The 26,769-nt window shown below is 67.8% G+C and carries 27 protein-coding genes; 13 read left to right on the top strand and 14 right to left on the bottom strand.

All coding sequences use genetic code 11. The features are described 5' to 3' along the window. Positions 1 to 21: 21 nt before the first annotated feature. Positions 22 to 546 carry a hypothetical protein gene (locus ABZU72_RS05245; RefSeq protein ID WP_355017819.1) on the top strand — a complete coding sequence of 175 codons (525 nt, stop codon included), beginning with the start codon at positions 22 to 24 and terminating at the stop codon, positions 544 to 546. 208 nt (positions 547 to 754) lie between these two features. Here the strand turns inward: ABZU72_RS05245 and ABZU72_RS05240 are convergent, their stop codons facing one another. From ABZU72_RS05240 to ABZU72_RS05225, 4 genes are all read right to left on the bottom strand, one after another. After that, entirely contained in the window at positions 755 to 2,371 is a 1,617-nt protein-coding gene (locus tag ABZU72_RS05240; protein ID WP_355017818.1) for a CotH kinase family protein, read from the bottom strand. Then, positions 2,371 to 3,048: a DUF4956 domain-containing protein gene (locus tag ABZU72_RS05235; RefSeq protein WP_091052509.1), complete on the bottom strand. Its 678-nt coding sequence runs from the start codon at positions 3,046 to 3,048 to the stop codon at positions 2,371 to 2,373. The genes ABZU72_RS05240 and ABZU72_RS05235 overlap by 1 nt, the downstream gene beginning before the upstream one ends. A gap of 32 nt (positions 3,049 to 3,080) precedes the next feature. Further along, on the bottom strand, positions 3,081 to 3,962 hold the full coding sequence (locus ABZU72_RS05230; protein WP_355017817.1) for a polyphosphate polymerase domain-containing protein: 882 nt from the start codon (positions 3,960 to 3,962) through the stop codon (positions 3,081 to 3,083). Positions 3,963 to 4,078: 116 nt separating this feature from the next. After that, on the bottom strand, positions 4,079 to 5,158 hold the full coding sequence (locus ABZU72_RS05225; protein WP_355017816.1) for a DNA polymerase domain-containing protein: 1,080 nt from the start codon (positions 5,156 to 5,158) through the stop codon (positions 4,079 to 4,081). Between the two features lie 142 nt (positions 5,159 to 5,300). Between ABZU72_RS05225 and ABZU72_RS05220 the strand changes: the two genes are divergently transcribed. From ABZU72_RS05220 to ABZU72_RS05210, 3 genes are all read left to right on the top strand, one after another. Beyond that, positions 5,301 to 6,566 (top strand): hypothetical protein, encoded by a 1,266-nt coding sequence (locus tag ABZU72_RS05220; protein ID WP_355017815.1) that lies wholly within the window; start codon positions 5,301 to 5,303, stop codon positions 6,564 to 6,566. Positions 6,567 to 6,676: 110 nt separating this feature from the next. Beyond that, on the top strand, positions 6,677 to 7,567 hold the full coding sequence (locus tag ABZU72_RS05215; protein ID WP_355017814.1) for a DUF4349 domain-containing protein: 891 nt from the start codon (positions 6,677 to 6,679) through the stop codon (positions 7,565 to 7,567). A 40-nt stretch (positions 7,568 to 7,607) separates the two neighbouring features. After that, complete coding sequence (locus tag ABZU72_RS05210) at positions 7,608 to 8,903, top strand: GNAT family N-acetyltransferase (RefSeq protein ID WP_355017813.1); 1,296 nt, start codon at positions 7,608 to 7,610, stop codon at positions 8,901 to 8,903. An 18-nt stretch (positions 8,904 to 8,921) separates the two neighbouring features. On the opposite strand, the gene ABZU72_RS05205 is transcribed toward ABZU72_RS05210, so the two are convergent. After that, entirely contained in the window at positions 8,922 to 9,362 is a 441-nt protein-coding gene (locus tag ABZU72_RS05205; RefSeq protein ID WP_355017812.1) for a cysteine dioxygenase family protein, read from the bottom strand. Between the two features lie 97 nt (positions 9,363 to 9,459). On the opposite strand from ABZU72_RS05205, the gene msrB reads away from it, so the two are divergent. From msrB to ABZU72_RS05190, 3 genes are read left to right on the top strand one after another with little or no spacing between them, the layout of a single operon-like run. After that, positions 9,460 to 9,864, top strand: a complete 405-nt coding sequence (gene msrB, locus ABZU72_RS05200; RefSeq protein ID WP_355017811.1) for a peptide-methionine (R)-S-oxide reductase MsrB — start codon at positions 9,460 to 9,462, stop codon at positions 9,862 to 9,864. Positions 9,865 to 9,900: 36 nt separating this feature from the next. Further along, positions 9,901 to 10,596: an HAD family hydrolase gene (locus tag ABZU72_RS05195; protein ID WP_355018091.1), complete on the top strand. Its 696-nt coding sequence runs from the start codon at positions 9,901 to 9,903 to the stop codon at positions 10,594 to 10,596. Further along, the gene (locus ABZU72_RS05190; RefSeq protein WP_355017810.1) at positions 10,596 to 11,489 is read left to right on the top strand and encodes an aminotransferase class IV; all 894 of its coding nucleotides are present in this window, start codon (positions 10,596 to 10,598) and stop codon (positions 11,487 to 11,489) included. The genes ABZU72_RS05195 and ABZU72_RS05190 overlap by 1 nt, the downstream gene beginning before the upstream one ends. 3 nt (positions 11,490 to 11,492) lie before the next feature. On the opposite strand, the gene ABZU72_RS05185 is transcribed toward ABZU72_RS05190, so the two are convergent. Continuing rightward, positions 11,493 to 12,257: an LLM class F420-dependent oxidoreductase gene (locus ABZU72_RS05185; protein ID WP_355017809.1), complete on the bottom strand. Its 765-nt coding sequence runs from the start codon at positions 12,255 to 12,257 to the stop codon at positions 11,493 to 11,495. 103 nt (positions 12,258 to 12,360) lie between these two features. On the opposite strand from ABZU72_RS05185, the gene ABZU72_RS05180 reads away from it, so the two are divergent. Continuing rightward, complete coding sequence (locus tag ABZU72_RS05180) at positions 12,361 to 13,641, top strand: solute carrier family 23 protein (protein WP_355017808.1); 1,281 nt, start codon at positions 12,361 to 12,363, stop codon at positions 13,639 to 13,641. A gap of 83 nt (positions 13,642 to 13,724) precedes the next feature. Here ABZU72_RS05180 and ABZU72_RS05175 read toward each other — a convergent pair whose 3' ends face one another. From ABZU72_RS05175 to hemQ, 4 genes are all read right to left on the bottom strand, one after another. Next, positions 13,725 to 14,213: a hypothetical protein gene (locus tag ABZU72_RS05175; protein WP_355017807.1), complete on the bottom strand. Its 489-nt coding sequence runs from the start codon at positions 14,211 to 14,213 to the stop codon at positions 13,725 to 13,727. A gap of 16 nt (positions 14,214 to 14,229) precedes the next feature. After that, the gene (locus ABZU72_RS05170) at positions 14,230 to 17,874 is read right to left on the bottom strand and encodes an RHS repeat-associated core domain-containing protein (RefSeq protein WP_355017806.1); all 3,645 of its coding nucleotides are present in this window, start codon (positions 17,872 to 17,874) and stop codon (positions 14,230 to 14,232) included. A 10-nt stretch (positions 17,875 to 17,884) separates the two neighbouring features. Further along, on the bottom strand, positions 17,885 to 18,592 hold the full coding sequence (locus ABZU72_RS05165) for a hypothetical protein (protein ID WP_355017805.1): 708 nt from the start codon (positions 18,590 to 18,592) through the stop codon (positions 17,885 to 17,887). 160 nt (positions 18,593 to 18,752) lie between these two features. Further along, entirely contained in the window at positions 18,753 to 19,472 is a 720-nt protein-coding gene (gene hemQ / locus ABZU72_RS05160) for a hydrogen peroxide-dependent heme synthase (RefSeq protein ID WP_141806166.1), read from the bottom strand. Positions 19,473 to 19,543: 71 nt separating this feature from the next. On the opposite strand from hemQ, the gene ABZU72_RS05155 reads away from it, so the two are divergent. From ABZU72_RS05155 to ABZU72_RS05135, 5 genes are all read left to right on the top strand, one after another. Further along, positions 19,544 to 20,464 (top strand): alpha/beta hydrolase, encoded by a 921-nt coding sequence (locus ABZU72_RS05155; RefSeq protein WP_355017804.1) that lies wholly within the window; start codon positions 19,544 to 19,546, stop codon positions 20,462 to 20,464. 199 nt (positions 20,465 to 20,663) lie between these two features. After that, positions 20,664 to 20,960: a flagellar protein FlgN gene (locus tag ABZU72_RS05150; protein ID WP_355017803.1), complete on the top strand. Its 297-nt coding sequence runs from the start codon at positions 20,664 to 20,666 to the stop codon at positions 20,958 to 20,960. Between the two features lie 16 nt (positions 20,961 to 20,976). After that, complete coding sequence (locus ABZU72_RS05145) at positions 20,977 to 22,185, top strand: hypothetical protein (protein WP_355017802.1); 1,209 nt, start codon at positions 20,977 to 20,979, stop codon at positions 22,183 to 22,185. Further along, positions 22,185 to 22,826: a hypothetical protein gene (locus ABZU72_RS05140; protein WP_355017801.1), complete on the top strand. Its 642-nt coding sequence runs from the start codon at positions 22,185 to 22,187 to the stop codon at positions 22,824 to 22,826. Before ABZU72_RS05145 ends, ABZU72_RS05140 begins: the two co-directional genes overlap by 1 nt. After that, positions 22,819 to 23,454: a protein TPRXL gene (locus ABZU72_RS05135; protein ID WP_355017800.1), complete on the top strand. Its 636-nt coding sequence runs from the start codon at positions 22,819 to 22,821 to the stop codon at positions 23,452 to 23,454. The genes ABZU72_RS05140 and ABZU72_RS05135 overlap by 8 nt, the downstream gene beginning before the upstream one ends. Positions 23,455 to 23,457: 3 nt before the next feature. On the opposite strand, the gene hemG is transcribed toward ABZU72_RS05135, so the two are convergent. From hemG to ABZU72_RS05115, 4 genes are all read right to left on the bottom strand, one after another. Beyond that, positions 23,458 to 24,762 (bottom strand): protoporphyrinogen oxidase, encoded by a 1,305-nt coding sequence (gene hemG, locus ABZU72_RS05130; protein WP_355017799.1) that lies wholly within the window; start codon positions 24,760 to 24,762, stop codon positions 23,458 to 23,460. A 50-nt stretch (positions 24,763 to 24,812) separates the two neighbouring features. Further along, positions 24,813 to 25,103: a ribosomal protein L7/L12 gene (locus tag ABZU72_RS05125; RefSeq protein ID WP_355017798.1), complete on the bottom strand. Its 291-nt coding sequence runs from the start codon at positions 25,101 to 25,103 to the stop codon at positions 24,813 to 24,815. 37 nt (positions 25,104 to 25,140) lie between these two features. Continuing rightward, a complete protein-coding gene (locus tag ABZU72_RS05120; RefSeq protein ID WP_355017797.1) occupies positions 25,141 to 25,644 on the bottom strand; it encodes a flavin reductase family protein in 504 nt (167 codons plus the stop codon). A 100-nt stretch (positions 25,645 to 25,744) separates the two neighbouring features. Continuing rightward, a complete protein-coding gene (locus ABZU72_RS05115; protein WP_355017796.1) occupies positions 25,745 to 26,725 on the bottom strand; it encodes an ABC transporter substrate-binding protein in 981 nt (326 codons plus the stop codon). Positions 26,726 to 26,769: the final 44 nt, after the last annotated feature.

Below are 26,769 nucleotides of genomic sequence, written 5' to 3'. Positions count from 1 at the left end.
AATCCGGCTAGTGTCGGAGCCATGAGCTACGACGTCGTTCTCCTTGTCGAGCAGGCAATCACCCTCGACGACGCGACCCGGGTCCACTCCCTCCACGAGGGAGTCGAGGACCCGGTCTACCACGTGCTGCTGCCCTTGGAGGACGCTGCCGCACGGATCGAGTCAGCGATGGGCACGCTGAGCGCGGCCGAATACCTCGGCTCGGCGATGATGATGAACGAGATCGACCTCGACGCGGTGCGCGAGGAGGCCAAGGACGAGGCCGAGAAGGCGCTCGAGCAGACCCTGAAGGTCCTGAAGACCTCCGGCGCGTCCGCCCACGGCGAGCTCGTCCAGGACCCGGTCAAGGCGCTGCGCGCCAAGGTCGCGGCCGTCGACGGCCGGGAGGCGATCATCATGACCCGCCCGCACGTGGTCGCCGAGTTCTTCCACGTCGACTGGACCCACCAGGCCCGCCGCCATCTCCACGTCCCGGTGCTGCACCTGATCGAGCACGAGAACTTCGACGAGCAGGCCGGCGAGGGCGAAGGAATCAGCGGCATGTGAGACGTTTCGTCCGCATGACAACCGAAAACCTCGAAAGTGACCGGCAACACACCAAAGGTTACCGCTCTGTTACCGGCTTCACGTGGCAGTTGTGGCTCGCATTCCCCTAGTATCTTGGGGTTCGCTGTTCCGGGGGGATCCAGCGACGAGGAAGTGCCTGCTCGTGCGATCGGGGGATCCGCGCTGAGCAGGCACTTCTGCTATCCATTCACTCCTTCCGTGCCTTCTTCAAGGCGCTGGTGCGCTGGTTCACCCAGTCCGACATCGTGTCGATGGCTGTCGTCAGGTCCTCAGCGCTCAGCGAGTCGCTGGTCGGCACCGTCTCGGCGAGCGTGCTGAGGGTCTCGGCGGCCGTGCCGTCGCCGTACACCTTGTCGAACAGGTCCCAGTACGCCTCGGTGTAGACGGGCTTCAGGTCCTCGGACGCCAGGAACCGTTCCTTGAGCGCGTTCCCACCACGGATGCCACCGGCCTGCTGCGTACGCTCCGGGGCCACGCCTTCCTGCGCACCGCCCTGGTCCTCAGCCGCACCATCTTCACCACGGAACATGCCACCCATGCCGTTCTCGTCGTCGGGGCCGAGCGTGGCGTCGCCCTGCATGGCGAGGTTGAGGTCCCAGGAGATCACCGAGAGTCTCTCGGACTCCAGGTCGTACCAGAGGTAGTAGTTCTGGCCCGGACCGCCCATGTCGTCGCCGTTGACGATCAGGTTCTGCATCGCCAGATAGCTCGCCAGCGAGTCCACGTCGACCCACTCGTCGAGGTCGGCGGCGAACTCCTCGTCGTCGGCCTCGTCCATCCACTTCAGGAAGTCGATGATCGGCTGCAGGGTGCCGTCGTCACTGGAGTTGATCTGCTTGAACTGGTCGCTGTAGGACGACTGGTCGTCGTCGACGTAGGCCAGCTGGGAGGACGCGTCCGCCTTGTAGAGATAGCCGGGCGAGTCGAACAGGTTGTTGGCCATGTTCTCGTCCGGGTGTGCGAGCAGCAGACGGGTCGTCGTGTCGCTGCCGTTGACCGAGTAGACGGCATACCCGTAGTCCTGGGTCGGCAGGTCGGCCGCCTTGGTCAGCGAGAGGGCCATCGCCTCATTGATGACCGGGCTGCCGGGGCGTACAGAGATCTCGGTCATGCCCTGGTAGGCACGGCCCTCGACGTTCTCGTTGAAGCTGAGCAGCAGCGGGAGCGAGGTCGGGTCGTCGGCGGAGGCCTGGGACATCGCGCCCATCCCGCCACCTCCCGGTCCCCCGGCCATCCCGCCTTCGGGCATCTCCATGCCCTCAGGAGGCTCCATGCCCTCGGGCATCTGCATGCCTTCGGGGAGCTCCATCCCGTCGGGGAGCTCCATGCCCTCTGGGGGCTGCATGCCGCCCCGGCCGGGACCACCCTCGCCACCGGCTCCACCGGTGCCGCGCAGGCCCATCAAGGTCGAGTTGCCCTTGAGCCGCACCGCGACGTCGTTGATGACGGTCCCGTCGATGGTCACCGTGGCGGTGACCCACTTCTTCTCACCGTCCTTCTGGTAGCTCTCGACCATGTCGTCGTACTCGACATCGGTGATGTCGATGGAGACCTCGTGGTCGACGGAGGCGTCGAACAGGTCGACGGTGCCGGCGAGGTCCTCGGTGATGTCGGCGGCGGCGATCTCGACATCGCCGGTGATGTAGGGCTTGATGCCCACGTCTTTGAGCGTGACCAGCAGCGTGAGGGAGAAGACGCCCAGGAGGGCGACGAGCTTCCAGTGCTGGCGCCAGGACCGCGGCAGCCGGTGCCGGAGGCGCTTGCGCGGCACCGGCTGCGGCGCGACGTCGTCGGGTTCGGCCATCACAGATCGGTCTGGTCGTAGCCCGTCAGCACGGTGACGCGCTGGCCGCTGTTGACCGCGGAGAGTGCCTGCAGCAGCTCACGCGAGCTGCTGCCCTTCTTCAGCTGCGCGGTGTAGTAGAGCTCGATCAGCGCCCCGGAGCGTACGGACTCGGTCGAGACCAGCTCGAAGTCGGAGCAGTGCTGGATCATCAGGTCCTCGACGACCGCGGTGTACTCGGGCTCCGGCGGCACCTGGACCTTGACCACCTGACGCTGCACGTCGAGCTTGAACCAGTTGAACTTGTTCATCAGGACGAGCACGAGGCAGATCATCACCGTGGCCGCGATCGCGAGCAGGTAGAACCGGGTGCCGGTCGTCATCCCGATCGCCATCACCAGGAAGATGAAGCCGACGTCGCGGGTCTCCTTCACCGCGTTGCGGAACCGGATCACCGACAGCGCGCCCACCAGCGCGAACGCCCGGGCGATGTTGGAACCGACCACCAGCATGATGAGCGAGACGACCATGCCCGCGAGCACCAGCGTCTGGACGTACGACTGGCTGTAGGAGACGTTCTTGTGGGTGGCCCGGTAGACGTAGCCGATGATCGCCGACAGCACGAACGACAGCGTCAGCGACGCCACGATGTCGAAGACGGTGAAGGTGGAGCTGAGATCTTGGAAATCGAGATTCATGAGAGCTTCCTGTGCAGTGATCGCTGAGGAGGTCAGCGAGAGGTGATGAGATCGGCGGACGGGGCGAGGACGTTCTCGGCCGAGCCGTAGCGTGAGCTCGGGGCGAGCGAGAAGGCCTCGACGGACTGGCAGTACTTCGAGATCCGGACCACCGACATGTCGAGCCGTGCGGTCAGGTCGGTCGCCCAGTAGGGCACCCGCTCGTTGGCCTTGAGCTCGACGATCGCCAGCTTCGGCGGGATCAGGAACCGGTTCTCCGCGCTGGAGGCGAAGTGGAAGTCGCGGTCGCGGCCGTGCACGCGGTGGTCGATGGTGACGCGCAGGCCGAGGTCGGCCTCGCGCCCGATGAACGCCTCACGCTGGTAGCCGGTGGTGACGATGGGACGCAGGTCGAGGTTGCCGACCAGCGAGGTCACCTCGTTGACGAAGCCTCGCGAGGTGCCGCTGACGTCGAGGTCGAGCTCCTCGCGCTCGTCGAGCCAGCGCCGCGCCTGCTGGTAGGGCAGCGAGAGGCGGCGCTTCTGGGTCACCCGGTTCACGCGCTGCTTGATCTCGACGTGGACCGGGGTGTCCTCGACGCAGCTCGCCGGCTGGCCGTAGAGCCGCATCCGGAGCTTGCGGCGGAACCGGAGCCCTTCGATCTTCTCCCAGTAGAACCGCAGATCCGCGGTGTCGTAGTAGACCGACGTCACCGGATAGCCGCCCAGCGGCGAGTACGGGTCGGCCTCCATCCGGGCCTCGAGCTCCTCGCGCAGCCGGGCGACCTTCAGCTCGTCGATCAGATACTTGATCTCGTAGCGGTTGAAGGCGTGCAACCGGCTCGCGGTCTCCGCATAGCCGGTGGGCTGCGTCGGAGCATCCTCGGCTTCCATCTCATCGTGGTTGACGCCTCGGCGTCGACTCAACCAACCCATTCAGTTCTTCCTCCCGGGAGAGTCACTCATGCGACTCCGGGAGTTCACCGGTCGTTCATGTCCTCGGGCTGTGCCGAACCTGTGATGAGCCTGTCAACGAGTCGGCGAGGGGCCGATCACTCGATGCGGTTGCCCTCCTCGTCCCAGTGGGACGCGACCTTCTTGCTCGGCTGCACCCGCGGCGGCTCCCCCGGCATCTTCGGGTAGTCCGGCGGGAAGTTGAGCTCGCCCCCGGGCAGCTTCTCCCACAGCTCGAGCAGAGGCGTGAGGTCGTACGCCTCGTCATCGATCTGCGCCCAGCGGTCGCCGTCGGCGAGGAGGTCGGGGACGGTGAAGAGGTTGAGCTCGCGCGGGTCCTTCAGGTCGGCCAGCTCCTCCCAGGTGAGCGGCGTGGAGACCGGGGCGCCGGGCTTGGGGCGCAGCGAGTAGGCGCTCGCGATGGTCCGATCTCGGTTGTTCTGGTTGAAGTCGACGAAGATGCGCTCCCCGCGCTCCTCCTTCCACCACGCGGTGGTCACTCCCCCGTCGCGACGCTCCAGCTCGCGGCCGAACCCGATCGCGGCGTGACGCAGGTCCTCGAAGGTCCACTCCGGTCGGATGCGTACGTAGATGTGTACACCGCGGTTGCCGCTGGTCTTCGCGAAACCGCGCAGGCCGAGCTCCTCGAGGGTCTCCCGGGCGACGTCGGCGACCCGCAACACGTCGGCGAAGTCGGTGCCCGGCTGGGGGTCGAGGTCGATGCGCAGCTCGTCGGGGTGGTCGACATCGGCGCTGCGGACGGGCCAGGGGTGGAAGGTGAGCGCGCCCATCTGGGCACACCAGACGGGGATCGCCGGCTCGGTGGGGCAGATCTCTCGCGCCTTACGCCCGCTCGGGAAGGTGATCTCGACCTCCTCGAGATAGTCGGGGGCACCCTTGGGCGTGCGCTTCTGGTAGAAGCCATCACCCTCCTTGTCGGTGGGCCCGGTGGCCAGCTTCATGCCCTCGCGCCAGCCGTCTGGCCAGCGCTCCAGAGCGGTCGGGCGATCCCGCAGCGCCCGCATCAGCGGGTCGCCGACGGTCGCGAAGAACTCCGCGACCATCAGCTTGGTGACCTCGGGGGTGCGGTCGGTCGCCTCGTAGATCACCCGGTCGGGGCTGGAGATCCGTACCTCGCGCTCGCCTGCCTGCACGTGTGCCGCCGGTGTCTTCGCCATGGCGCCAACCTAGCCCGCTCCAGGCCCCTCCCCCAGCGAAATCGCCCCGACGACATCCGCAACTCACTGGCCAGTACGTCGCGAGACCGGCATGATCCGCTCCAACGTACGGCGAACGCCACGATCTCGGAGGACCCCCCACATGTCGACTCGAACTACGGCGCTGACCGCCGCCACGGCGGCTCTGGCCGCCGCCATCACCCTCGGCCTCACCGGCGCTCCCTCGACCGCGAGCACCAGCCCGGCCTGCGGGACCGTCGCCTCGCCCGACACCCGGGTGGAGCACACCCGGCTCACCGACCCGGCGGTGACCGAAATCCTGGCCCGCTCCGGGTTCGACGACGTCGCCGGCGCGGTGAGGACGGCTGTCTGCGACGCCGGCAGCAGCAGGAACGCCACTGCTGCGGCACGGCTCGCCGGTCAGGCGCTGTGGCAGCGCGCGGTCGACCGGGTGCAGGGCCGCGGCGGCGCCGGTGGCGACCTGCCGCGCAGTGACGACCGGCCGCTCTACTGGGCCCGGCTCGCGGGCGAGTTGGAGATCGCGCGAGTCGCTCCTGCGTACCGGACCTGGTCCGAGGACGCCCGGGCGAAGGTGCTGGCAGCCTTCGACCGGAGCTCGCGCGGGATCGAGTCGACCGCCTTCACTCGCGGCAAGTCCGGCCGGTCACGGCAGGTGCTGGCCTCCGGCTTCGACCCGTTCACCCTCGATCGCAACATCCGCCAGTCGAACCCTTCCGGGGCGACGGCGCTGGCGATGGACGGGCGCGTCGTCCAGACGGCGAAGGGTCCCGTCGAGATCCAGACCGTGGTGTTCCCGGTGCTGTGGGAGCCGTTTGCGCAGGGCACCGTCGAGCGCGCGTTCCTGCCACACCTGGTCCCCGGCAAGCGCGACGTGGACACCGCCATCACCATCAGCCAGGGCCGCGCGGGCCGTTTCGACCTAGAGGTCTGGAACGGCGCCCATCGCGGCACCTTCCCCGACAACGACCGCGTCAGCGTCAACGAGACGATCCCGATTCCCGAGGACGTACCTCATGCCGACCCGCAGCCGCAGTGGACCCGGACCACGCTGCCGGTCGAGGCGATGAAGGCGGCCGTGCCCGGCACCTTCCCGGTGAACATCAACCGGATCATCACCGAGATCCCGGCCGGATCGACCGCACCGGTCACCCGGGAGGACCCGACGCCGGGCTCCACGGCGGTCGCCGGTGGCGGTGGTGATTACCTGTCCAACGAGTCGGCCTACCGCACCACCGCCCTCCGCGACGCTCTCCAGGCCGACACCAAGCAGGGTCACATCCACGTACCGGTCCTCGACGGGGACGCCAACGGCGAACCGCTGGCCGACATGCGGGCAGACATCGTGGCCCAGACTCTCGATCTCGTGGCGGCTGCCGCGACGAGCTGATGCGAAAATGGCCTGAAGAAACCAGCCGTCTCCCGCACCGTTTTCATGCCCCCGGGCGTACTGAGGGCATGAAAACAGCAAAGGTCAGGCCTATCTCGGGTGCGGCCCTTGTGATCAGCATCGTCAGCATCTTCGCCCTCGGCGCATGCGGCGGGTCGGACGGATCGGGCGGGTCCTCCGCCGACTCCGGCTCGGTCGAGTCGCTGGCCGATCAATCAGCAGGGAAGGCGGCAGCTCCGGAGATGGCCGCGGAGGACGCGGACGCGGCGGCCCCGAAGCAGGCCGTCACGAAGGCGTCGATCATCTCCACCGGCTCGGTCGCACTCGACGCGAAGGACGTCGGAAAGACCCGAACGCAGGTGCAGCAGATCTCCGACAGGTACGCCGGCCAGGTCACCGAGCAGGAGACCAGCGACAGCGACGACGACGGACCGAGCTATGCCCGGATGGTCCTCCGGATCCCGTCGAAGTCGTTCGACGACGCGATGGCCGACCTCGAAGACACCGCCACCCTGGTCGACTCCAACACCACGACCACCGACGTCACCACGGAGGTCGTCGACACCGAGGTGCGGGTGAAGAACGCCCGGACGAGCATCGAGAGGATCCGTACGCTCCTCTCCCGTGCCGAGGCGATCGGTGATGTCATCGCGATCGAGTCCGAGCTCGCCCGACGCGAGGCCGACCTCAACTCGCTGCTCGCCCAGCAGGCGGCCCTCGAGGACCAGACCTCGCTGTCGACCATCACGGTCAACATCGACCGTGCCGGTCCCGGCGGCTCCTCCGACGACGACCCCGGGTTCCTGGCCGGGCTGAGCGCCGGCTGGGACGCCCTGGGCGACTCGGCCCGTGTCCTCGCGGTCGCCCTCGGCGCCATCATCCCGTGGACGCCGGTCATCCTGCTCCTCCTCGCCCCCGTCTGGCTCCTCTACCGACGTCGGAGGCAGGTGGCTGGGCCGATGGCCGGGCCGGTGCCGGCCACCGGGCCGGCGGAGGAATAACCGGTCGAGATCGGGGTGCTCTGGGGCGTACGTTCTGATCATGAGCGCGCTCGAGCACCCCGGCCTCGTCTTCCGCAGCCTCGACCCCCTCGACGGGGACGAGGCCCTGTTGAAGGGGTGGTACGAAGCGACGCGTCGTGGCTTCCACCAGTCCCGAGGCAACGACGACGGCATCGAGGTCTGGCGCGACCACACCCGCTCCGACTCGGTGACGCTGCTGGGGGCGTGGGCGGAGAGCTCGGAGTTCTCCTCGGCCACGATTCCGGTCGCGACGTTCTCGTCCTGGACGTCGCCGGTCAACGTGGGCGGCGGCGCCAGCCTGCCGACGCTGCTGATCAGCGACGTGACCGTCTCCCCGACCCACCGGCGCCAGGGCCTGCTGCGCAAGCTGATGACAGTCTCGCTGGCCGACGCGGTCGCCGCCGGCGTGCCGCTGGCTGCGCTGACCGTCTCGGAGGGGTCGATCTACGGCCGCTTCGGGTTCGGCACAGCCACCCATCTGCGCCAGGTCGAGGTCGACGTGACCGCGAAGTTCCGCTACCGCCCCGAGGTGCCTGAGGACGACGGTTCGGTGACCCTGGTCGAGCCGGCCGACGCCTGGAAGACGGTCGCCGAGATCTATGCCACCTTCCAGGAGCGCACCCGCGGCTCGGTCACCCGGCCGCAGTTCTACGAGCCCTGGCTCTCCAGCGCGTACGACTTCGGCGGCGACTCGAAGGGCGAGTCGAAGCAGCGCGCCGTGCTGCACCTGGACGCCTCCGGCACACCCGACGGCTACGCCATCTACAAGACCGCCGACGAGCGCAACGACGCCGGGCTGCGGATGGCGCGGGTCGTCGACCTGGTCGCGCTGACCCCGGCGGCCTACCTGCGGCTGTGGCGGTTCCTCGCCGACATCGACCTCGTCGAGCGGGTCGGCTGGCACCGGGCGCCGGTGCACGACCCGCTCTACTGGGCGCTCGCCGAGCCGTTCGCGGTCAAGAGCGCCGAGCTCGACGACATGCTGTGGATGCGCGTGCTCGACGTACCGGCGGCTCTGCAGGCGCGACCCTGGTACGCCACCGGTGAGGTCGTCCTCGGCGTCGACGACCCGCTCGGACACGCTGCCGGGGCCTGGCGGGTCGCGGCGAGGGATGGCGTCGCGGAGGTCACTCCGACCGATGCCGCCCCGACCGTGGAGCTCTCCGCGGACACCCTCGGCGCCCTGTATCTCGGCGGCGTCGACGTACGTACCCTGGCGGCCGCCGGCCGGATCACCGGCTCGCCCGAGGCGGTCGAGACCTGGGCGGCGATGGCCGACGGTGGCCCGCTGCCCTACTGCATCACCGGCTTCTGAGGGTAAGCGGCTCAGCCGTCAAGGGCGTCCAGGCTCTGCGCCGATCAGGCTGATCCGGTCGCCGCGAAAGTGGTAGTGGTGCATCGCGTCCAACCTCGGTGCGTACGCGTGCAGGCTGATCGCCGGGCGCGAGCCCACGTTGCGTACGTCATGGACGTGGCCGGCGTCGTGCGCCCGGGCGTCGCCGGGGCCGACGTCGGCGATCTGGAGGCCACCGAGCCAGTTGTGCTCGACCAGGCTGCCGGTGAGCACGGTGAAGGCGGTGGTCGCGGTGCCGTGGTCGTGGAAGCCGGTGCTGGCGCCCGGCGACCAGGCGATCAGCCAGACCTCGACCTCGTCGTCGCGGTGAAGCAGGTGGAACTCGCGCCCGGTCTCGGGCACCTGCACCCGCGCGAGCAGGTCGTCGTCGGCGTAGGTGCGGATGGCGTCCAGCAGGGGCTGTATGGCAAGGGCGGTCAAGGTGGCCTCCTCCAGAAGCGTCGTGGGCTTAAGTATAGTAGATGACTCGACATTGGCAATGGAGTTGTGCTCCCACCCCAGACGTACCATTTGAGCCATGGGTTACAACGTGGAGAAGTCCGACGAGGAGTGGCGCGCAGAGCTGTCGCCCGAGGAGTACGCGGTGCTGCGCCAGTCAGGCACCGAGCGGGCGTTCACGGGTGAATACACCGACACCGAGACCAAGGGCGTCTACTCGTGCAAGGCCTGCAAGGCCAAGCTGTTCGAGTCCGACACCAAGTTCCACTCCGGCTGCGGCTGGCCGTCGTTCTACCAGCCGATCAGCGACACGATCGAATACATCGAGGACAAGACGCACGGGATGGACCGGGTGGAGGTCCGCTGCGCCAACTGCGGCTCTCACCTCGGCCACGTCTTCCCCGACGGCTACGGCACCCCGACCGGCGACCGGTTCTGCATCAACTCGATCTCGATCGCGCTGGAGCCTGCGGACCAGGCCTGACCCGGCTAGCGTTGCGCCGTGACTGTGCGGATCGCGATGTGGTCAGGACCGAGAAACCTATCCACGGCGTTGATGCGCTCGTTCGAGAACCGGCCGGACTGCACGGTCCTCGATGAGCCGCTGTACGCCGCCTACCTCGCGGCCACGGGCCTCGATCATCCGGGCCGTGACGACGTGCTCGCCTCCCAGCCGAACGACTGGCGGGTGGTGGCCAAGGAGATCACGTCCGGGCCGGTCGGCTCGGCGGTGCAGTACCAGAAGCACATGACCCATCACCTGCTCCCGGAGATGGACCACGGCGCCTTCGCCGGGCTCTCGCACGCGTTCCTGGTGCGGGACCCGGAGCGGGTGCTGACCTCCTACGCCAAGGTCCGCGAGGAGCCGACGCTCGAGGATCTCGGCCTGCCGCAGCAGGTGGCGCTCTTCGAGGAGTTCGGCGGGCCGGTGGTCGATGCCGCCTCGATCCTGGCCTCGCCCCGGGCGGCTCTCGCCGGGCTGTGCGAGGCGCTGGGGATCGGCTTCGACGAGGCGATGCTGTCGTGGCCGGCCGGCCGCCGGGACTCCGACGGCGTGTGGGCTCCGCACTGGTATTCCGGGGTGTGGGCGTCGACCGGCTTCGCGGCCTCCTCCCCCGGCGCCGCCGACCCGCTGCCCGCACGCCTGGCGCCGCTGCTGGAGCGCTGCCTGCCCTACTACGATCGCCTCGCCCCCTATGTCATGAAAGTCGACTGATGCTGCAGACCTACGACCCCCGCAACGACCACCTCCAGGTCTGGATCAACGGTGAGCTCAGCCACCGGCTGGAGGCGCGGATCTCGCCGTTCGACTCGCTCGCCCAGGGCGGCGACGGCGTCTGGGAGGGCCTGCGGCTCACCCAGGGACGCATCTTCAAGCTCGACGAGCACCTGCAGCGGCTGCGACGCTCGGCGCGGGCTCTCGCCTTCTCGGACATCCCCTCCGACGCGTTCATGACCGAGGCGATCCGGGAGTGCCTGGCTGCCAACGAGATGCGCGACGACGTCCACATCCGGCTCACGCTCTCGCGCGGGGTGAAGGTCACCTCCGGTATGGACCCGCGGCTCAACCAGTCCGGTCCGACCCTGATCGTGCTGGCCGAGTTCAAGTCACCGGTCTACGACGACTCGGGGATCACGCTGATCACCGCGGCCCAGCGCCGCCCGCGCGCCGACATGCTCGACCCGAAGATCCATCACAACAACCTGATCCCGTCGATCCTGGCCAAGGTCGAGGCCAACAACGCGGGCGCCGACGACGCGCTGATGCTCGATGACGCCGGCTTCATCGCCGAGACCAACGCCACCCACTTCTTCCACGTACGCGACGGCGTGCTGCGCACCTCGACGACCCGTGCGTGCCCCGAGGGCATCACCCGCGCCACCGTCCTCGACCTCGCGGCCGATCTGGGCCTGCGGGTGGACGTCGGCGACTTCTCGCTCACCGACGCCCACACCGCCGACGAGGCCTTCGTCACCGGCACGATGGGCGGGCTCACCCCGGTGGTCTCCCTCGACGGCCGGCCGATCGAGCGCGGGCCGATGACGCAGCAGCTCTCGAAGGCGTACGCGGACCTGCAGGCGACAACGGGGACGGTTGTCGCGGGCTGAGACTCAGGCGCCGACCGAGTCACGCCAGGCGACCAGGTCCTCGAGCGGCTTGAGGTCGTAGTCGGGGCCGCCGACTCCGTAGGTGAACAGCCTTGCACCGGCGTCGTAGAGCGGCTTGGCGGCCTCCGCGCTGTCCGCCGCGGTCGAGATCTCGATCTCGTTCACGTCGCGGCCGATCGCGTCGCAGTGGCCGGCGAGCACGCCGCGCTTGCGCTCCAGAGTCTCCACGTCGGAGAAGGAGTGCCAGATGTCGGCGTGCTTCGCGACGTACTTCAGGGTCTTCTTCTCCCCGCCGCCACCGATCATGACCGGGATCTTCCGGACTGGTGCGGGGTTGAGCTCGGACCAGCGCTTCTCGATGCGCGGCAGCGCCTCGCCGAGCGCGTCGAGGCGCGACCCTGCGGTGCCGAAGTCGTAGCCGTACTCGGTGTAGTCCCTCTCGAACCAGCCCGAGCCGATCCCGAAGACCAGCCGGCCATCGGAGATGTGGTCGACGGTGCGGGCCATGTCGGCGAGCAGCTCGGGGTTGCGGTAGGAGTTGCAGGTCACCAGGCAGCCGATCTCGGCGCGGGTGGTCTGCTCGGCCCAGGCCGCGAGCATGGTCCAGGCCTCGAAGTGCTTGCCGTCGGGCTCGCCGTAGAGCGGGTAGAAGTGGTCCCAGTTGAAGATGATGTCGACGCCGATCTCCTCCGCGCGGCGGGCGGCATCGCGGATCTGGGCGTAGTCGGCGTGCTGGGGCTGGATCTGGACTCCGATACGGATCGTCATGTGTCCAACCCTACGGAGTGCCTGGCTTCCGTCCCCGCGCGAATCGGCCCTATCGTTCGGCAGGCGGCGAATCGCGCCGTACGAGAGCTGAAGAGGGTGCGAGATGCGACTCGGCTGGGATCTGCACGATGACGGCAAGAACGTACGCGAAGGGGCGATCGTCAAGCCCGGGGAGCGGTTGAGCTGGCCCCGGACGATCGGCTTCGGCGGCCAGCACGTGGTCGCGATGTTCGGCGCCACGTTCCTGGTGCCGTTGCTGACCGGCTTCCCGCCGACCACGACGCTGTTCTTCTCCGGCATCGGCACGCTGCTGTTCCTGCTCATCACGCGCAACCGGCTGCCCAGCTACCTCGGCTCCTCGTTCGCCTTCATCGCGCCGATCGGTGCCGCGATGGGCGGCGGCGGGATGGGCGCTGCGCTTTTCGGCATCCTGGTCACTGGTGCCCTGCTCGCGCTGGTCGGTGTAGTCGTGATGGTCACCGGCACCGGGTGGATCGAGGCGCTGATGCCGCCGGTGGTGACCGGTGCGATCGTGGCGCTGATCGGCCTCAACCTGGCCTCGGCCGCGACCAACAACGTGGTCGGTGGCGACCCGGCCAACCCCGACAACGGTGCCGTGCTGGTCGCCGCGATCACCCTGGCGACCGTGCTCGTCGTCGCTGTCGCCTTCCGCGGCCTGATCGCCAGGCTCTCCATCCTGGTCGGCGTCGTCGTCGGCTACCTCGCCGCGCTGGTCATGGGCCAGATCGACACCTCGGCATTCCAGGAGGCCGCCTGGTTCGGGCTCCCCGACTTCTCCACCCCGACCGTGTCCTGGTCGGTGGTGCCCATGTTCCTGCCGGTCGTGCTCGTCCTCGTCGCCGAGAACGTCGGCCACGTACGCAGCGTCGCCCATCTCGCCGGTGACGACACCATCAACCGCGAGACCGGCCGGGCCCTGTTCGCCGACGGCCTCGCCACCACCATCGCCGGTGGCTTCGGCGGCTCGGCGACCACGACGTACGGCGAGAACATCGGCGTCATGACCGCGACCCGGGTCTTCTCGACCGCCGCCTACTGGGTCGCCGGCGTGGTGGCGATCCTGCTGTCGCTGTCTCCCAAGTTCGGGGCGCTCCTGAACACCGTCCCTGCCGGTGTGCTCGGCGGGATCACCGTCGCGCTCTACGGCCTGATCGGACTGATCGGCATCCGGATCTGGCTGGACAACCGGGTCGACTTCGCCGACCCGGTCAACCAGTTCACCGCCGCCGTCGCCCTGGTCATCGGCATCGGCAACCTGACCCTGACCTTCGGCGACCTCACCTTCACCGGCATCGCATTGGGCACCATCGCCGCGGTCGTGATCTACCACGGGATGAGCGCGCTGGCGCGCCTGCGGAGGTAGTTGTGAAGCTGAGAGAAGGCCGCGATCAGTTGCATCTCATGCTGGCGAGGATGTTGGCCCTGCAACTCCCCCAAACGTCCAGATCAGTACACACGTGCAGGCACGCCTTCGATCCCGTCCATCACATCGGCCCCGCCGATAGTCAACCCCATGGCTGCGGGAACACGCACACAGACAACTCTCCCATTCGCGAACTCGACTCTTATACCCGATGTCGTCGTACCGATGTCCTTTGAGTGGTCACCATACGTGTGAATCGACACCATCTCGACCGGGAGAAATTCATCGACCATGATGTTGGCTGCATCCAGATAGAGCGGCTCAATTGATGGTTCGTCGGATAGGTCCTTCGGTATGCCAAGCTCACGAGAGACCCTTGCGCACAATTGATCACCGTCATCGGCTGGCTCGATGATCAAGTACTTTTCGCCATCCCCGAATGCAATAAGTGACGGATAGGCGCGCACTTGCCGAGAGGGAAGGTCCATGTCGATCAACCCGGGGATCATGACAGATTCGACCGCGAACTGGGCACCAATGAGTTCACCCAGTCTGTCCAAATTACGATCCACGCCTATCGAATCCTCACTAATCTGATGGCAGCATCTGAATGCCAAGATCCATCCCCGCACCGGACTCCAAGAGCGTAACAAACTCGCCACCCTCCCGAGTTACGAGCGTCACACCCTCACCCCTGTAGATTTCCATCGCTGGCTGACCCTTCTTGAGGGTCCCGAGCCCCTGGTGGGCCAGTCTCCCGTCATTAACGAGCCTCGAAAGATCGTTGAGGAATTCTTCACCGTCCTCCTTGAACTTCCTGTAGTTCTTGCCGGTGATGCTCTTCAGAAGGCCCTTGTGCCGGATGAAGTGGTCCTTGAAGTTCTTGCCCGCGGTGATCGTGCATCCCATGAGACCCAGCGGGTCGACCCATGTGACTGGATTGTGCACATAGGTATTAGCATTCGGCGCTGCAGCCAAGCCGAGAGGGTCCTGGCTCAGGTAGCGACCCGAGTCCGGGTCGTAATAGCGATGATGGTTGTAGTACAGGCCGGTCTCGTCATCCGCGTACTGGCCCGCGAAGCGGAGCGGGGTCGCAGACGCATCGGACGACACGCCCCAAATCGTGCGGCGGGCGTGCCAGGCTAGGTCGCCGTTTGGAGTGACCAACTCAGAGGGCGCACCGGCCAGGTCGGTGACGATGGCGAAGAACCGGGCGTCGACCTCGTTTTGAGGCATCGCATCGAGCTCGACCTGAGCGAGAGGCTTGAAGCCCTGGTGAGCCCACGAGAGGGTTGAACCCTCCGATTCCCCCGTCACAGTGGTCTGCTCGATGAGGATGAAGCCGTCCCAAGCGAAACGGATCTCCTCGATGACCTCACCGGAATCGGCGTGGCAGCGCTTGGCGACGCGGCGGCCGAGGGCGTCGTAGAGGTAGGTCCAGCGGGTGCCGTCGGGGGTGCGGACGGCGGTGAGGCGGTCGTTGGCGTCCCACTCGTAGAGCCACGTGTCCGGCTTTTCGGAGAGCCGGGTGCGGGAATGGCGGACCAGGCGGCCTTGGGCGTCGTAGGCGTAGCGACTTCGGCCGGCACGGGTGAGGAGGGTGCCGTCGTAGTTGCGGCGCTCGGCGTCTCCGCCGCCGGTCGCCGAGCGGGTGATGTTGCCGAGGGGGTCGTAGGAGTAGGTCTCCGAGACCGAGTCATCGACGGCGACCGAGGTGATCCGGTCGGCAAGGTCCAACTCGAAGCGGCGAGCGCCGGTGAGCTTGTCCTCGACGCCGATCAGGCGTCCTGCTGACTCGTAGGCGTAGGTGCGCTCCTGGAGCACATCCGTCGGTGAGGAAGCGGCATTGAGCTCGAGGCGCTGGGTCAGGGGCTGACCGAGAAGATCCCAGGTCTGCTCCAGGACGAGGTCGCCGGTGGTGCGCCGGGTCTCGCGGCCGGACAGGTCGTGCTCGAAGGCGATCTCTTGGCCCGCGACGATCATCCGCTCGGGTGCGAGCCCGAGACCGTAGGACCACTCCGTCTCGACACCCGCGGGCGTCGTGCGATGGGTCGGTCTGCCGAGCGAGTCGTACGTCTTGGCCACGGCGCGGCCGTTGACCGACTCAGCAAGCACGCGGCCGAGCGGGTCGCGCTCGATGACCAGGTCAACGCCTGGAGAGGTCGCGCGCAGAAGACGGCCGAGTGGGTCGTACGCCAGCGAGGTGGTCTGGTCGCCCGCCTGCTCGGTGACCACGTTACCGAGGGCGTCGTAGTCGTAGACCAGACGCTGACCTGCGCCGTTGGTCTGATCGACCATCTGGCCAGCAGCGTCGTAGGCATAGGTCAGGGTGCGGCCGTTGTAGTCGGTCTCGGTCGCGAGGCGTCCGGCCTCGTCGTAGACGTAGGACCAGACAGAACCCTGCGGGCTGGTCACCGAGGTGAGGCGCAGCTCGGGGTCGTAGGCGTACCGGGTGGTCGAGCCGTCGGGCGCCATCACCTCGGCAGGCATGTCGAAGTGGGTGAACCTGGTCATCGTGGTGCGACCGGCGGGGTCGGTGTAGGAGACCGGGTTGCCCTCACCGTCGTACGTCCAGGTCTCCCTCGAGCCGTCCGGAAGGACCCGCGCGGCAAGCTGACCGTCGACGGTCCAGGAGTAGGTCGTGCGCACGCCCAAGGCGTCGGTGCTGGCGACGACCCGGCCGAAGTGGTCACGCTCGAACTCCGCCCACCGACCGTCGGGCTCGACCACTCGCCGAGGCAGACCGGCGGCATCGGCTTCGATGGTGCGGACCCGACCAAGGGGGTCGGTGACCGAGGTCAGGTGACCGTGCTCGCCGTAGCCGAACTCGGTGGTCGCGCCGGTGGGGTCGGTGGCCGAGGTGCGCCGCCCGGCCTCGTCGTAGCCCAACGTCGTCACGGATCCGTCGGGCAGCACCTGGCGGGCCAGGCGCGGGCCTGCCGCGGTGTCGACCCACTCCATCGTGACCTGGCTGCCGTCCGGTCGGGTGACCTCCGTGAGGTTGCCGGCCTCGTCGTAGACGAAGGTCGTGCGGCGGCCGAGCGGGTCGGTGCGCGCGAGCAACTGGTTCTGCCCGCTCCACTCCGAGCTGACGGCCCCGCCGAGCGGGTCGATCGCGGCGACGACCTGGAAGCGGGAGTTGATCTTGAAGGTCGTGGCGAGCTCGCGGGAGTCGGTGACCCGGGTCTCGCGCAGACCGCTCGCGTTGGCCTCTCCGTACTCGAAGGTGTTGCGCATGACGCCGTCGGAGCCGCCCTGGCTGACACAACGGCCCTGCGCGTCGTACACATAGTCATACGAGGTGCCGTTGCGGTCGACCCAGCGGGTCAGACGGTGCTGGTCGTAGGCGAACTCCAGCTCCTCGCCGGAACCGTTGACGACGCCGACCAGGTCACCGTTGGCGTCGTACCGGTAGCCCATCACCTGCACCGCATCAGCGCCGTCGGGACGGGTCACCGTCAGGCCAGTGACCCGGTATCCGTCGGTGGCCACTTGCACCCGATAACCGGCACTGTGGGTCACGTCCGTGGGCGCGCCATGCTCGTCACGGGCGAACCGGATCCAGTCTCCCGAGGCGTTCGTGATCGAGGTCAGCCAAGCGGTGCCGCCCGCACCTCCTGTGGCGGTGTAGTGCCGGGTCTCCCCGGTCGCGGCATCGAGCAGGCGGTGATCGCCGTCCTCGCTGACCTGCAGCCGCAACGTCCCACCCGCGATCGGCCGGGCGTCCTGGCCCACCGTCAGGTTCTTGAAGACGTGCGCTCTGGTGTCAACAGCCACCACGACAGCTGAACGCCGACCCACCACATCGGTGTGGACATCGATCCGCTCGTCGAACGTCGAGGACCACGAGGGGCCGAACCAATGACCATAGGTCCAGTCGCTCGAGTGCTTCCGGCTCAGGATCAGCGGGAGGTCACCCGGGAGCGTCAGGTCGTTCTGCTGAAGATAGACCGCGCCTGTGGCCACGTCGACCGGGTCACCACAACCCTGTTGGTCCCGGTCTCCGTTGCGTGAGGAGCCATCCGTGGTGGTGGCGTTCTGCGTGTTGCCGCCCGAACGGTCGGAGCCGGACCTCGCCATGTCGCTGTCCAGGTCGCGCCGGGCATCCGCGTGCTTCCGAATCCCGTCGGCGACGTCGTCAGCGTTCTTCTTCAGGGACTGTCCGACGTCGCCGAGAGTCTTGGTCGCCGCTTCCCGGAGCTCCTCGACGACATCATCCATCTTTCTGGCCATCGAAGTTCTCCTAGGACTCTGAGAAGGGCAGGGCGGACACTTCGGCTGCGAACGTGGCGCAGAGCTCGTACTGGTCGGCGCCACAGTCGCTGAGCGCCGTGGCGATCTGCTCCATCAGGTCGTAGCTGAGCTTGGTCGCCGCGGTCGCCTCGCCGTCGGTCACGATCGGAGCCTCCGCGATCGACATGGCGAGTTCGGTGATCGTTCCGGTCAGTGGCTCGGTCACCATGCTTGCGACCTCACCGATCACCCCTTCCATCGCGATGTCGGTGGCGATGTCGAGCGCCTTCTTCCGAGCGGCGATGATCGCTGCGTTGCCGACCACGCTGAGGCCACCCGTGACCACCGCGGTCGCGGCCGCTGCCGCGATCTGCGCCGCCGTGATCGTCAGCTCGGCGATCACCTTCATCTTCAGCGCGACGATCGCATCAGCTGCGATGTCGATCCCCGTTGCGACCCCGGGCAGTGCGTCGAGCAACCCATCCATGTTGGCCGTACGGTTATCGGTCCACGCCCTGATCAGCGCATTCACCGACTGTGCCGTGGCCCCGTCGCCGAGCTCGTTGACCCGGATCTCCAACTCGTCGAGCGTGCCGCGGAGGTCTGACTCCAGACCGCGCAGCAGCTGCGCGGCATCGCGGACCGCGTCTTCGTTGACGTTCGGCCACTCGTAGCCGAGCAGGTCGAGAACGAAGTCCAACTCCCCAGGGATGGTCATCCCCACGCCTCTGCCCTCCCAAGGTCACGTGGATGTCTCAGCAGACGTGACGGGATCGGCACACGAACCCGAGAACGGCCACCGCGACGGGAAAGGCTAGTGGAGTGGCACGGGGCCGGACAGCGAATTTCCGAGACCGTTCCGACCGATCAGGAATGCGTCAGGGAAGGCGGTCCAGGAGGTCGCCGATCTCGACGCGGGCACCGGTGTAGAACGGCACCTCCTCGCGTACGTGGCGGCGGGTCTCGGAGCCGCGGAGGTGGCGCATCAGGTCGACGATGCGGGAGAGGTCGTCGGCCTCGAAGGCCAGCATCCACTCGTAGTCACCGAGGGCGAAGGACGGGACCGTGTTGGCTCGCACGTCGGGGTAGTCGCGTGCCATCTGGCCGTGCTCGGCGAGCAGGCGGCGGCGCTCCTTGTCGTCGAGGAGATACCACTCATAGGAGCGGATGAACGGGTAGACCGCGACGTAGTCGTGGGTGCGCTCGTCAGCGAGGAACGCGGGCAGGTGGCTCCGGTTGAACTCGGCCGGGCGGTGCAGCGCCATCTGCGACCAGACCGGCACGAGCCGGCCACCGAAGGCGGTGCGGCGCAGGCGGTGGTAGGCCGACTGGAGCTTGTCGGAGGACTCGGCGTGCAGCCAGAACATCACGTCGGCGTCGGCGCGCAGGCCGGCCACGTCGTAGGTGCCACGCACCACGATGTCCTCGCCCGCGAAGGCGGCGAAGAGCTCCTCGACCTCGACCGCCTCGGCCTTGCGGTCGGCGTCGCCGAGGGTCTCCTCGAGGGAGAAGACCGACCACATCGTGTAGCGGATGGTGTCGTTGAGCTCGTTGATCTTGGCTGCGTTGGACTTGATGTCGGCCTGCGGGTCGGTCATGCCCCTATTTTGCGCTACCGCCGGTCACCGATCCGCGCCGGGCTCCATCCTCCGGCCTCTATGGTGTGGGCATGCTGCCGCTGCGTACCCGCATCTTCGCCTTCCTCCAGGAGCGCCTGGTCAAGACACCGCTGAACGCCGAGGAGATGATCGCCCTGCGCGCCCAGCGCGAAGGGCTCCGCACCGGGCCGGTCACCGCGTTCCTCTTCGGCCGTCCCGCGGACGTCGAGATCAAGGAGACGTACGTCGACGGGCGCCGTTTCGCGATCTACACGCCTCCTGGCGTCGGCGAGGCCGCGCCTGTCGTCATCAACTTCCACGGCGGCGGCTGGTGTCTCGGGACGCCGGAGCAGAGCGCGTGGGTCTCCTCGCACGTGGCCGCGGGGACCGGATCGATCGTGGTCGCGCCGTCCTACCGGCTGGCGCCGGAGCATCCGTTCCCGGCGGCCGTCGAGGACGCCTGGTCTGCTCTGGAATGGGTCGCGAAGAATGCTTCTGACCTGGGCGGGGACCCGTCCCGGATCGCGGTGATGGGCGACAGCGCCGGCGGCAACCTGGCGGCCGTGGTCTCGCTGATGGCGCGTGATGCGGGCGGTCCCGCCATCCGCGCGCAGGTGCTGATCTATCCGGCGGTGGAGATGTACGAGAAGTTCCCCTCCGAGGCGGCCAACGCCAACGGGCCGGTGCTGACCTCGACGCAGATGAGCACCTTCGGCCATCTCTACATGGGTGAGCGCTACGGGGACGAGTCCTGGCAGGCCTCTCCTCTGCGTGCTGCGTCGCACGCTGACCTGCCGCCGGCCCACATCATCACCGCGCTGCACGATCCGATCCGCGACCACGGCACCCGCTACGCCGGGGCCCTCCGTGCCGCCGGGACACCGGTCTCGCTCGTGGACTACGACACCGCGTTCCACGGGTTCATGTCGCTGCCCGGGGTTGCCCCGGCGGCGTCCGAGGCGCTCGCGGGGATCATCGCCTTCCTCCGCTGAAGCATCAGCAGTTTTCTACGTTCGCTTAGGAGTTTGTTAACCCTCCGCGCCCAGCCGTGTTGTAGCGTTCCACTCGGGTGTTCGTCGCCAGGTTGTCTCGGGTCGTACGCCACCTCGGTCCCCCCCATTCGCCTGCGACTGAGAGCGCTTTCGCGTCTCTCCTCGGCGAGCCCTGCGCACCTCGGAAAGGCGTAGCGACATGCCAGACGTCTCCATCAAGATCGACACCCTTGATCAGACGGTCAAGAAGCTGGATTCGATCATCGACGAGTTCGAGCACGCGGTCGGGAACTCCGACGCGCTCGAAGGCGCCATCGGGAACCCGTTCCGCCGAGGCGAGCTGCGCGGGCAGGCCGACGACTTCGAACAGCGCTGGGACATGAAGCGCAAGGATCTCAAGGACGAGCTCTCCGACGTGCGCGACCACATCAAAGGGGTCGTCGAGGGATTCCAGAACTGGGACAGCGAGACGGCTCTCCTGTTCCAGCAGAAATAGACGGATGGAGTGAGTCATGGATCAGTCACCGAAGGGTCGCGAGATCCAACCCCTCACCGGCGACTCGGCGGTGATCGTCGCTCGCGGCAACAAGATCGAAGAGCTCGGCGAGCAGATGTCCGAGGCGGCCACCGTGCTCGAGCAGATCGCCACCGGAGAGCTGGCCGACGGCCAGATGCAGGGAAAGGCCGTCGCTGAGCTTCAGGACAAGATCGGGTCCTCCTACGAGACGTTGCGGGAGGCCAGCGAGCTGTACACGCCCGTCGGGCCGTTGATCGCGGCGTACGGCAAGAGTCTCGGCGAGGTCCAGGCCAAGATGGGGCCGCTGGTCGAGTCCTGCACGGACAAGTGGACCACCTACGAGGGGCTTCCGGGAGACCGCGAGGAGGACGACGCCGAGGGGCAGGCGAAGAAGGCCGCGTACGACGAATGGCAGGACGACGCGGAGAGCTGGGACGCCCAGTACGACACCTGGGAAGACGCCTATGACCTCGCCGTCAACGGCATCGGCAACGAGATGGCCGGCAGCATCAAGGACGGCTTCTGGGAGATCTTCGGCTTCCTCATCAACATTCTCGAGGCCATCGCCATGGTCTTCATGATCGCCGGGCTCTTCCTCGGTGGCATCGTCGCCGTCATCGGATTCGCCCTCGGCGCCTTGGTGCTGATCGGCAAGATCGTCCAGGCGTCAGCCGGCAAATGCGAGGTGACAGACGTGCTCTTGGCGGTTCTCGCGGTGCTCCCCTTCGGAAAGCTCGGCCAGATCGGGAAGGCTTGGACAGCGATGGGGAAGGGTGCCGCCTCCGGCGGGAAAACCGCCGGCGCGGCCGGACGAGGATACGGAAACTTTGCTCTGAAACGAGCGGCGCCGCTGAACCCACCTCCCGTGAACGTCACGTTCGGCGCCAAGTTCAAGACCGCACTCTCCATCTCCACCGGCTTCAGGGAGGTCCCCCGGACCAGGGCCGCTTGGATGGCCAACCCGTTCAAGCCCCCCAAGGACATTCCCGTAGGCATCATGAGCGGCTCCGACATCGCCACCGGGATGGCCATCTACGGGGGGATACGCACAGGGACCTGGGGCCAGAAGGTCGGGGCTGGCTTCGACGGGCTCAGCGGCCTGGGGAAGTGGGCAGGCGAGTGGTACGGCACCACCTCGACGAGCCAGGCACTGAACGAGCGGCGCACCAATGACCAGCAGAGCGCACAGCCCTCGGAGGGATGATGCCGGAGACATGGGAAGCTGAGATCGCCCAGCCATCGGAGCGATGGATCTGGGTCCCGAACGCGGGCGAGCTCGACGCCGCGGGTGCGGAGAGGTGGGTCGAGGACGTGCTCGCCTCGCTCCGCGACACCTGGGACGGCGAGTGGACCGACGAGGTCGACCCCGGCGCGCGTGCCCTGCTCGCCCACCATCTCGCCGGCGACCTCCACCCCGGGACGCTGGCCTCGATGCTCCACTGGCCGCTGCCCGCGCCCGTCGTCAGCCGGGTGCGGGTCGTACTCGGAGGCGGCGAGCCGACCTCGCCCGAGGAGTGGCGGCAGCAGGGCTTCGACGTCGATGAGTACGCAGGGGCCGCTCTCGGTCCCGGCCTGAGATGTCTCGCGTCCAGGACCGGAGAGATCGACGGTGAGACCGTCGAGTTCCTCACCGGCATCTTCGTCTTCTCGACGCAGGAGATCAGCGTGATGGTCGTGATCGAGGCAGGCGCACCCGAGATCTTCGGTCTCACCATCGCGGACATGCCGCTCTTCCTCGCCGAGCTCGAGGTCGTACGCCCTGATGGCACCCCGTTCTCGGCAGAGCCGGTCCCCGGCATGCTGAGCGACCCGTTCGACGTCTGGGAGGACTCGTCCTTTGTCTGAGGCAGCACCCGCTCCGCAGTCCTCGCTACGCGAGCTGCTCGGCGGCACCAAGGAGCCGGAGTTCGAGCTGAGGCTCCTCCCCGGCTGGGAACGTCACTCCCCGGACGAGGTCGACCGGGCCGCGATGGACGCGGCGTTGAAGAAGCGCTTCATGAGCATCAACAGGCCCGAGCTCCACGCCTCCATGCGGGTGCAGCTCGATCAGGCGTACGCGCTCATGAAGCAGCATCAGGTCAAGGCCTACTTCGCCGCCACCGCCGAGACCGACAGCCTCGCCATCATTCCCGGCGCGATCGTCGCGACGACGTTCCACGCCCACAGCGGCGGGACCCTCGACACCCACGTCGCCGCGATCATCCGTGACCACGGCGCCAAGCCGTTGTTCGGCGACAAGCGGTTCATCAGGTACGAGCGCGAGTCGACCAAGACCGCCCAGGGCGACGAGCCGGTGGTCGCGACGACGATCGTCTACATGACCCCCGTCCCCGGCTCGAAGCGGCGACGGGGGCTCCAGCTGACCGCGACGATCGCCCGCCCGTTGGACATGGCCGCGACCGACGAGAAGTTCCTGGCGTGGAAGCTGGCGCTGGACGTCTGTGTCTCGACGCTGCGGTGGGTGCCGGCCTGAGGATCAGCTGATGTCCGCGGCGGCGCGGTGGGCCGAGGCGATCGTGGCCGGGATCCCGACACCATCGTAGGAGGCCCCGGCGAGGGCCAGACCAGGTACGCCTCGGAGTGCTTGGCGGATCCTGGCCACGCGGTCGAGGTGTCCGACCGGATACTGCGGGAGCGCGTCGGTCCAGCGCTGGACGTGCACGTCGGACGGCTTCGCGGTGATGCCGGCGATCTCGGCCAGGGCCGCCAGGGAGTCGGCGACGAGCCGGTCGTCGTCGTCCGAGGGTGGCTCGCCGTGGCGCCCGATGGACGTACGCAGGTAGTTGCCGCGCTCCCCCACCCAGGCCCACTTGGCGAACGAGAAGGTGGAGGCCTTGATCGCGCACTCCTCGACGGGCGGGACGAGGAATCCGGACCTGCCGGCCAGCTCCGCGGGGAGCTCGGGGAAGGCGAAGGTGACCACGGCGACGCTCGCGGTCTCGATCCCGGACAGCTCGCGCGCGACCGCCGGAGCGGTCGAACGGAGCAGCCTCGCGGCCACCGGCGCGGGGGTCGCGACCACCACGGCATCGGCGGCCTCCACGTCGCCGCCGCTCTCGATCAGGAAGCCCTGCGGCGTACGCGTGACCGCGTCGACCGGGGCGTTGAGCCGGACGTCCAGCCCCTCGGCGAGAGTCGCGGGCAACCGAGACATACCGCCGTCGATCCCGGCGAACACCGGGACCGTCGAGCTCGGGAGCGCGGCCGCGGCTTCCAGCAGCGACCCCTTCTCGGCCAGCATGAACAGCTGCGGGGCAGCCGCCTTCACCGAGATCGCACGGGCGTGGCCGGCGTAGACCCCCGCGAGCAACGGGTCCGCCAGCAGGTCGGCGGTCTCGTCCCCGAAGCGGGACGCGATGAGGTCACCGACCGAGATGTCCTCGTCCGTCTTCGCAGGTGGGAGCGTGGGTTCGCGGCGTACGACTTCCAGGGTCTCCTTCGAGAGCAGACCCGAGGACTCCAGCGCGGCCAGGTCGAGGGGTACGCCCATGATGGACCGCGGGATCGGCCGCAGCGCACCGCGCGACCAGATCGACGACTTGGCATCCGTCGGGTGCACGACCTCGAGGCCGATCTCCCGGGCAAGGGATACGCCCTCCGGCCGGCGGTTGAGCATCGCCTCGGCGCCGACGTCGACCGTCTGTCCGGCCACGGACTCCCCGCGGATCTTTCCGCCGACCCGGTCGGAGGCCTCCAGCACGGTGACCCGGTGGCCCTTCAGGGACAGATCGCGGGCCGCGGTCAGCCCGGCGATCCCTGCTCCGACGACGATGACACGCACAGGAGAAGTCTCCCATCCGTCCCTGAGGCGATGCTGACGAGGTGGGCTGGTCAGGTGAGCTGCTCGACCGCTTGCTTGGCCTCGGCCAGCCCGGCGCCGGTCGCCTCCCGATAGACCTTGATCGCCTCGATCTTCTTGCCCGCGCGCACCAGCGCCACGACCTCGTCCTGCCGTGGCAGCGGCGGCTCCTCCACCCCAGCGTGCTTCAGGAGCAGGTCGACCTTGTCCTCGAGCCTGTTCATCCGGCGAGTGAGCTCCGCTCGGGTTCTGCTCGCCGACGACTCGATCACGAAGTAGAGCAGGATCAGACCGCCGAGGGCTACGACTCCGAAGGTATCCACAGCCGAACCCTAGTGCCGAGGCCTCGGCGGGGATGGGTCAGCTGGCCAGCCTTCCGAAGTTGGAGCGGTGGAAGACGAGGGGTTGGCCAGCGCCGTGGTCGGCGGCGTGGAGCTGGAGGAGTACGACGATGTGGTCGCCGGCCTCGACCTCGCGGTAGACGGTGCAGTCGAACTGCGCCAGGCCCTCGTCGAGGGTGAGGGCTCCGTCGAGGGACGAGCTGACCACGAGACCCTCGAAGCGGGAGTCGACGGGGCCGGCGAGCTGGCGGCAGACCTCGCCATGGTGCTCGGCGAGCACCGTCACTCCAAGGTGCGACGATCGTCGCAGGTCAGGCCATGTTTTCGAGGTGCGGGCCACCGAGAAGGAGACCAACGGAGGATCGAGGCTGACCGAGGTGAAGGAGGACGCCGCCAGACCGACCGGCCCTCCGTCGACCACCGCCGCGACTGCGACCACACCGGTCGGGAAGACCCCGAACGCCTTCCTCAACGCCTCGGGATCGAGATCCTGGTTGGTCTTCAGGGGCGATACGTTCGTCATCACTGGTCCTCTCGTCGCGACTGGAACGGCACAACCTGTTGTCGGGTAACTTGCTTGCCTTTGTTAACTATTCCCGTGCTGGTCCGCATGCTGGCGCCACCTACTCGATGAGCCCGTGCTCGACGACGGCGTCGAAGTCGATCTCCTCGGGAATCTCACCAGCCTCGAAGAACGCATCGGCCAACTGCTGCTCGGAGGCGATGTGCTCCTCGCTCACCGGACCGACCACGGAGGCCTTCTTCGCAGCCACCTCGCTAGTCGTCGAGACCGGCAACCCGGACTCGGACGCCCAGCCCTCACCCCACTTGTCGGGGTTCTCCTGCGCCCACGCGAAGCCCTCCTCGACCAGGCCCACGAAGTGCTTGATCGACTCGCGGGTGTCCTTCTCCTCGAGCGAGGCCGCCGAGGCGATCTCGAAGGCGAGGTACGGGTCGGTGGAGCCTCCCTCGTCAGCGGTGATGTCGACGGCGCCGTCCTCGTTGACTGCCTGGGTGACGAACGGGTCCCAGATCGACCAGGCGTCCACCTCACCGGCCTGGAAGGCGGCCAGACCCTCGGCGGGCTGGAGGTACTGCGGGTCGACGTCATCGAGGGTGAGTCCGGCCGACTTCAGCGCCAGCAACAGGTGGCCGTGGGCGGAGGTGCCCTTGCCGACAGCGATCTTCTTCCCCTTCAGGTCGGCCGACGACTTGATGGCCGAGCCCTTCGGGACCAGGATCGAGTCGGTCTTCTGGTCCTGCTCCTCGACCGTGGCGACGACCTTGAAGTCCGCGCCGGCGGCAGCCCCGAAGATCGGCGGCGCCGACCCCACCCAGGCGACGTCGATCTGGTCGGCGGCAGCCGCCTCGATGATCGGCGGACCTGCGGTGAACTCCGACCACTCGATCTCGTAGGGCAGGTCCTCCAGCAGCCCGGCCTGGGTCAGCACCGAGCGGATGCCGTCCTTCTGGACGCCGACCCGCAACACCGGTTCGTCCGAACCGCCCGAGGCGGACGAGCCACAGGCTGTCAGGGCGCTGCCGAGGAGGGCGAGGACGGCCGGGGTCGCGAAGAGGCGCGTCAGAGCGGTGTTTCGAGACATGGATCTCTGCTTTCTTCCAGTGGTCGATCGATGGGGTCGGTCGA

The organism is Nocardioides sp. NPDC004968 (assembly GCF_040608935.1).
In the GTDB taxonomy this organism is placed as follows: Bacteria; Actinomycetota; Actinomycetes; order Propionibacteriales; family Nocardioidaceae; genus Nocardioides.
The sequence above is the reverse complement of the archived record's forward strand: the minus strand, read 5'-3'. Positions and strand labels throughout refer to the sequence as shown.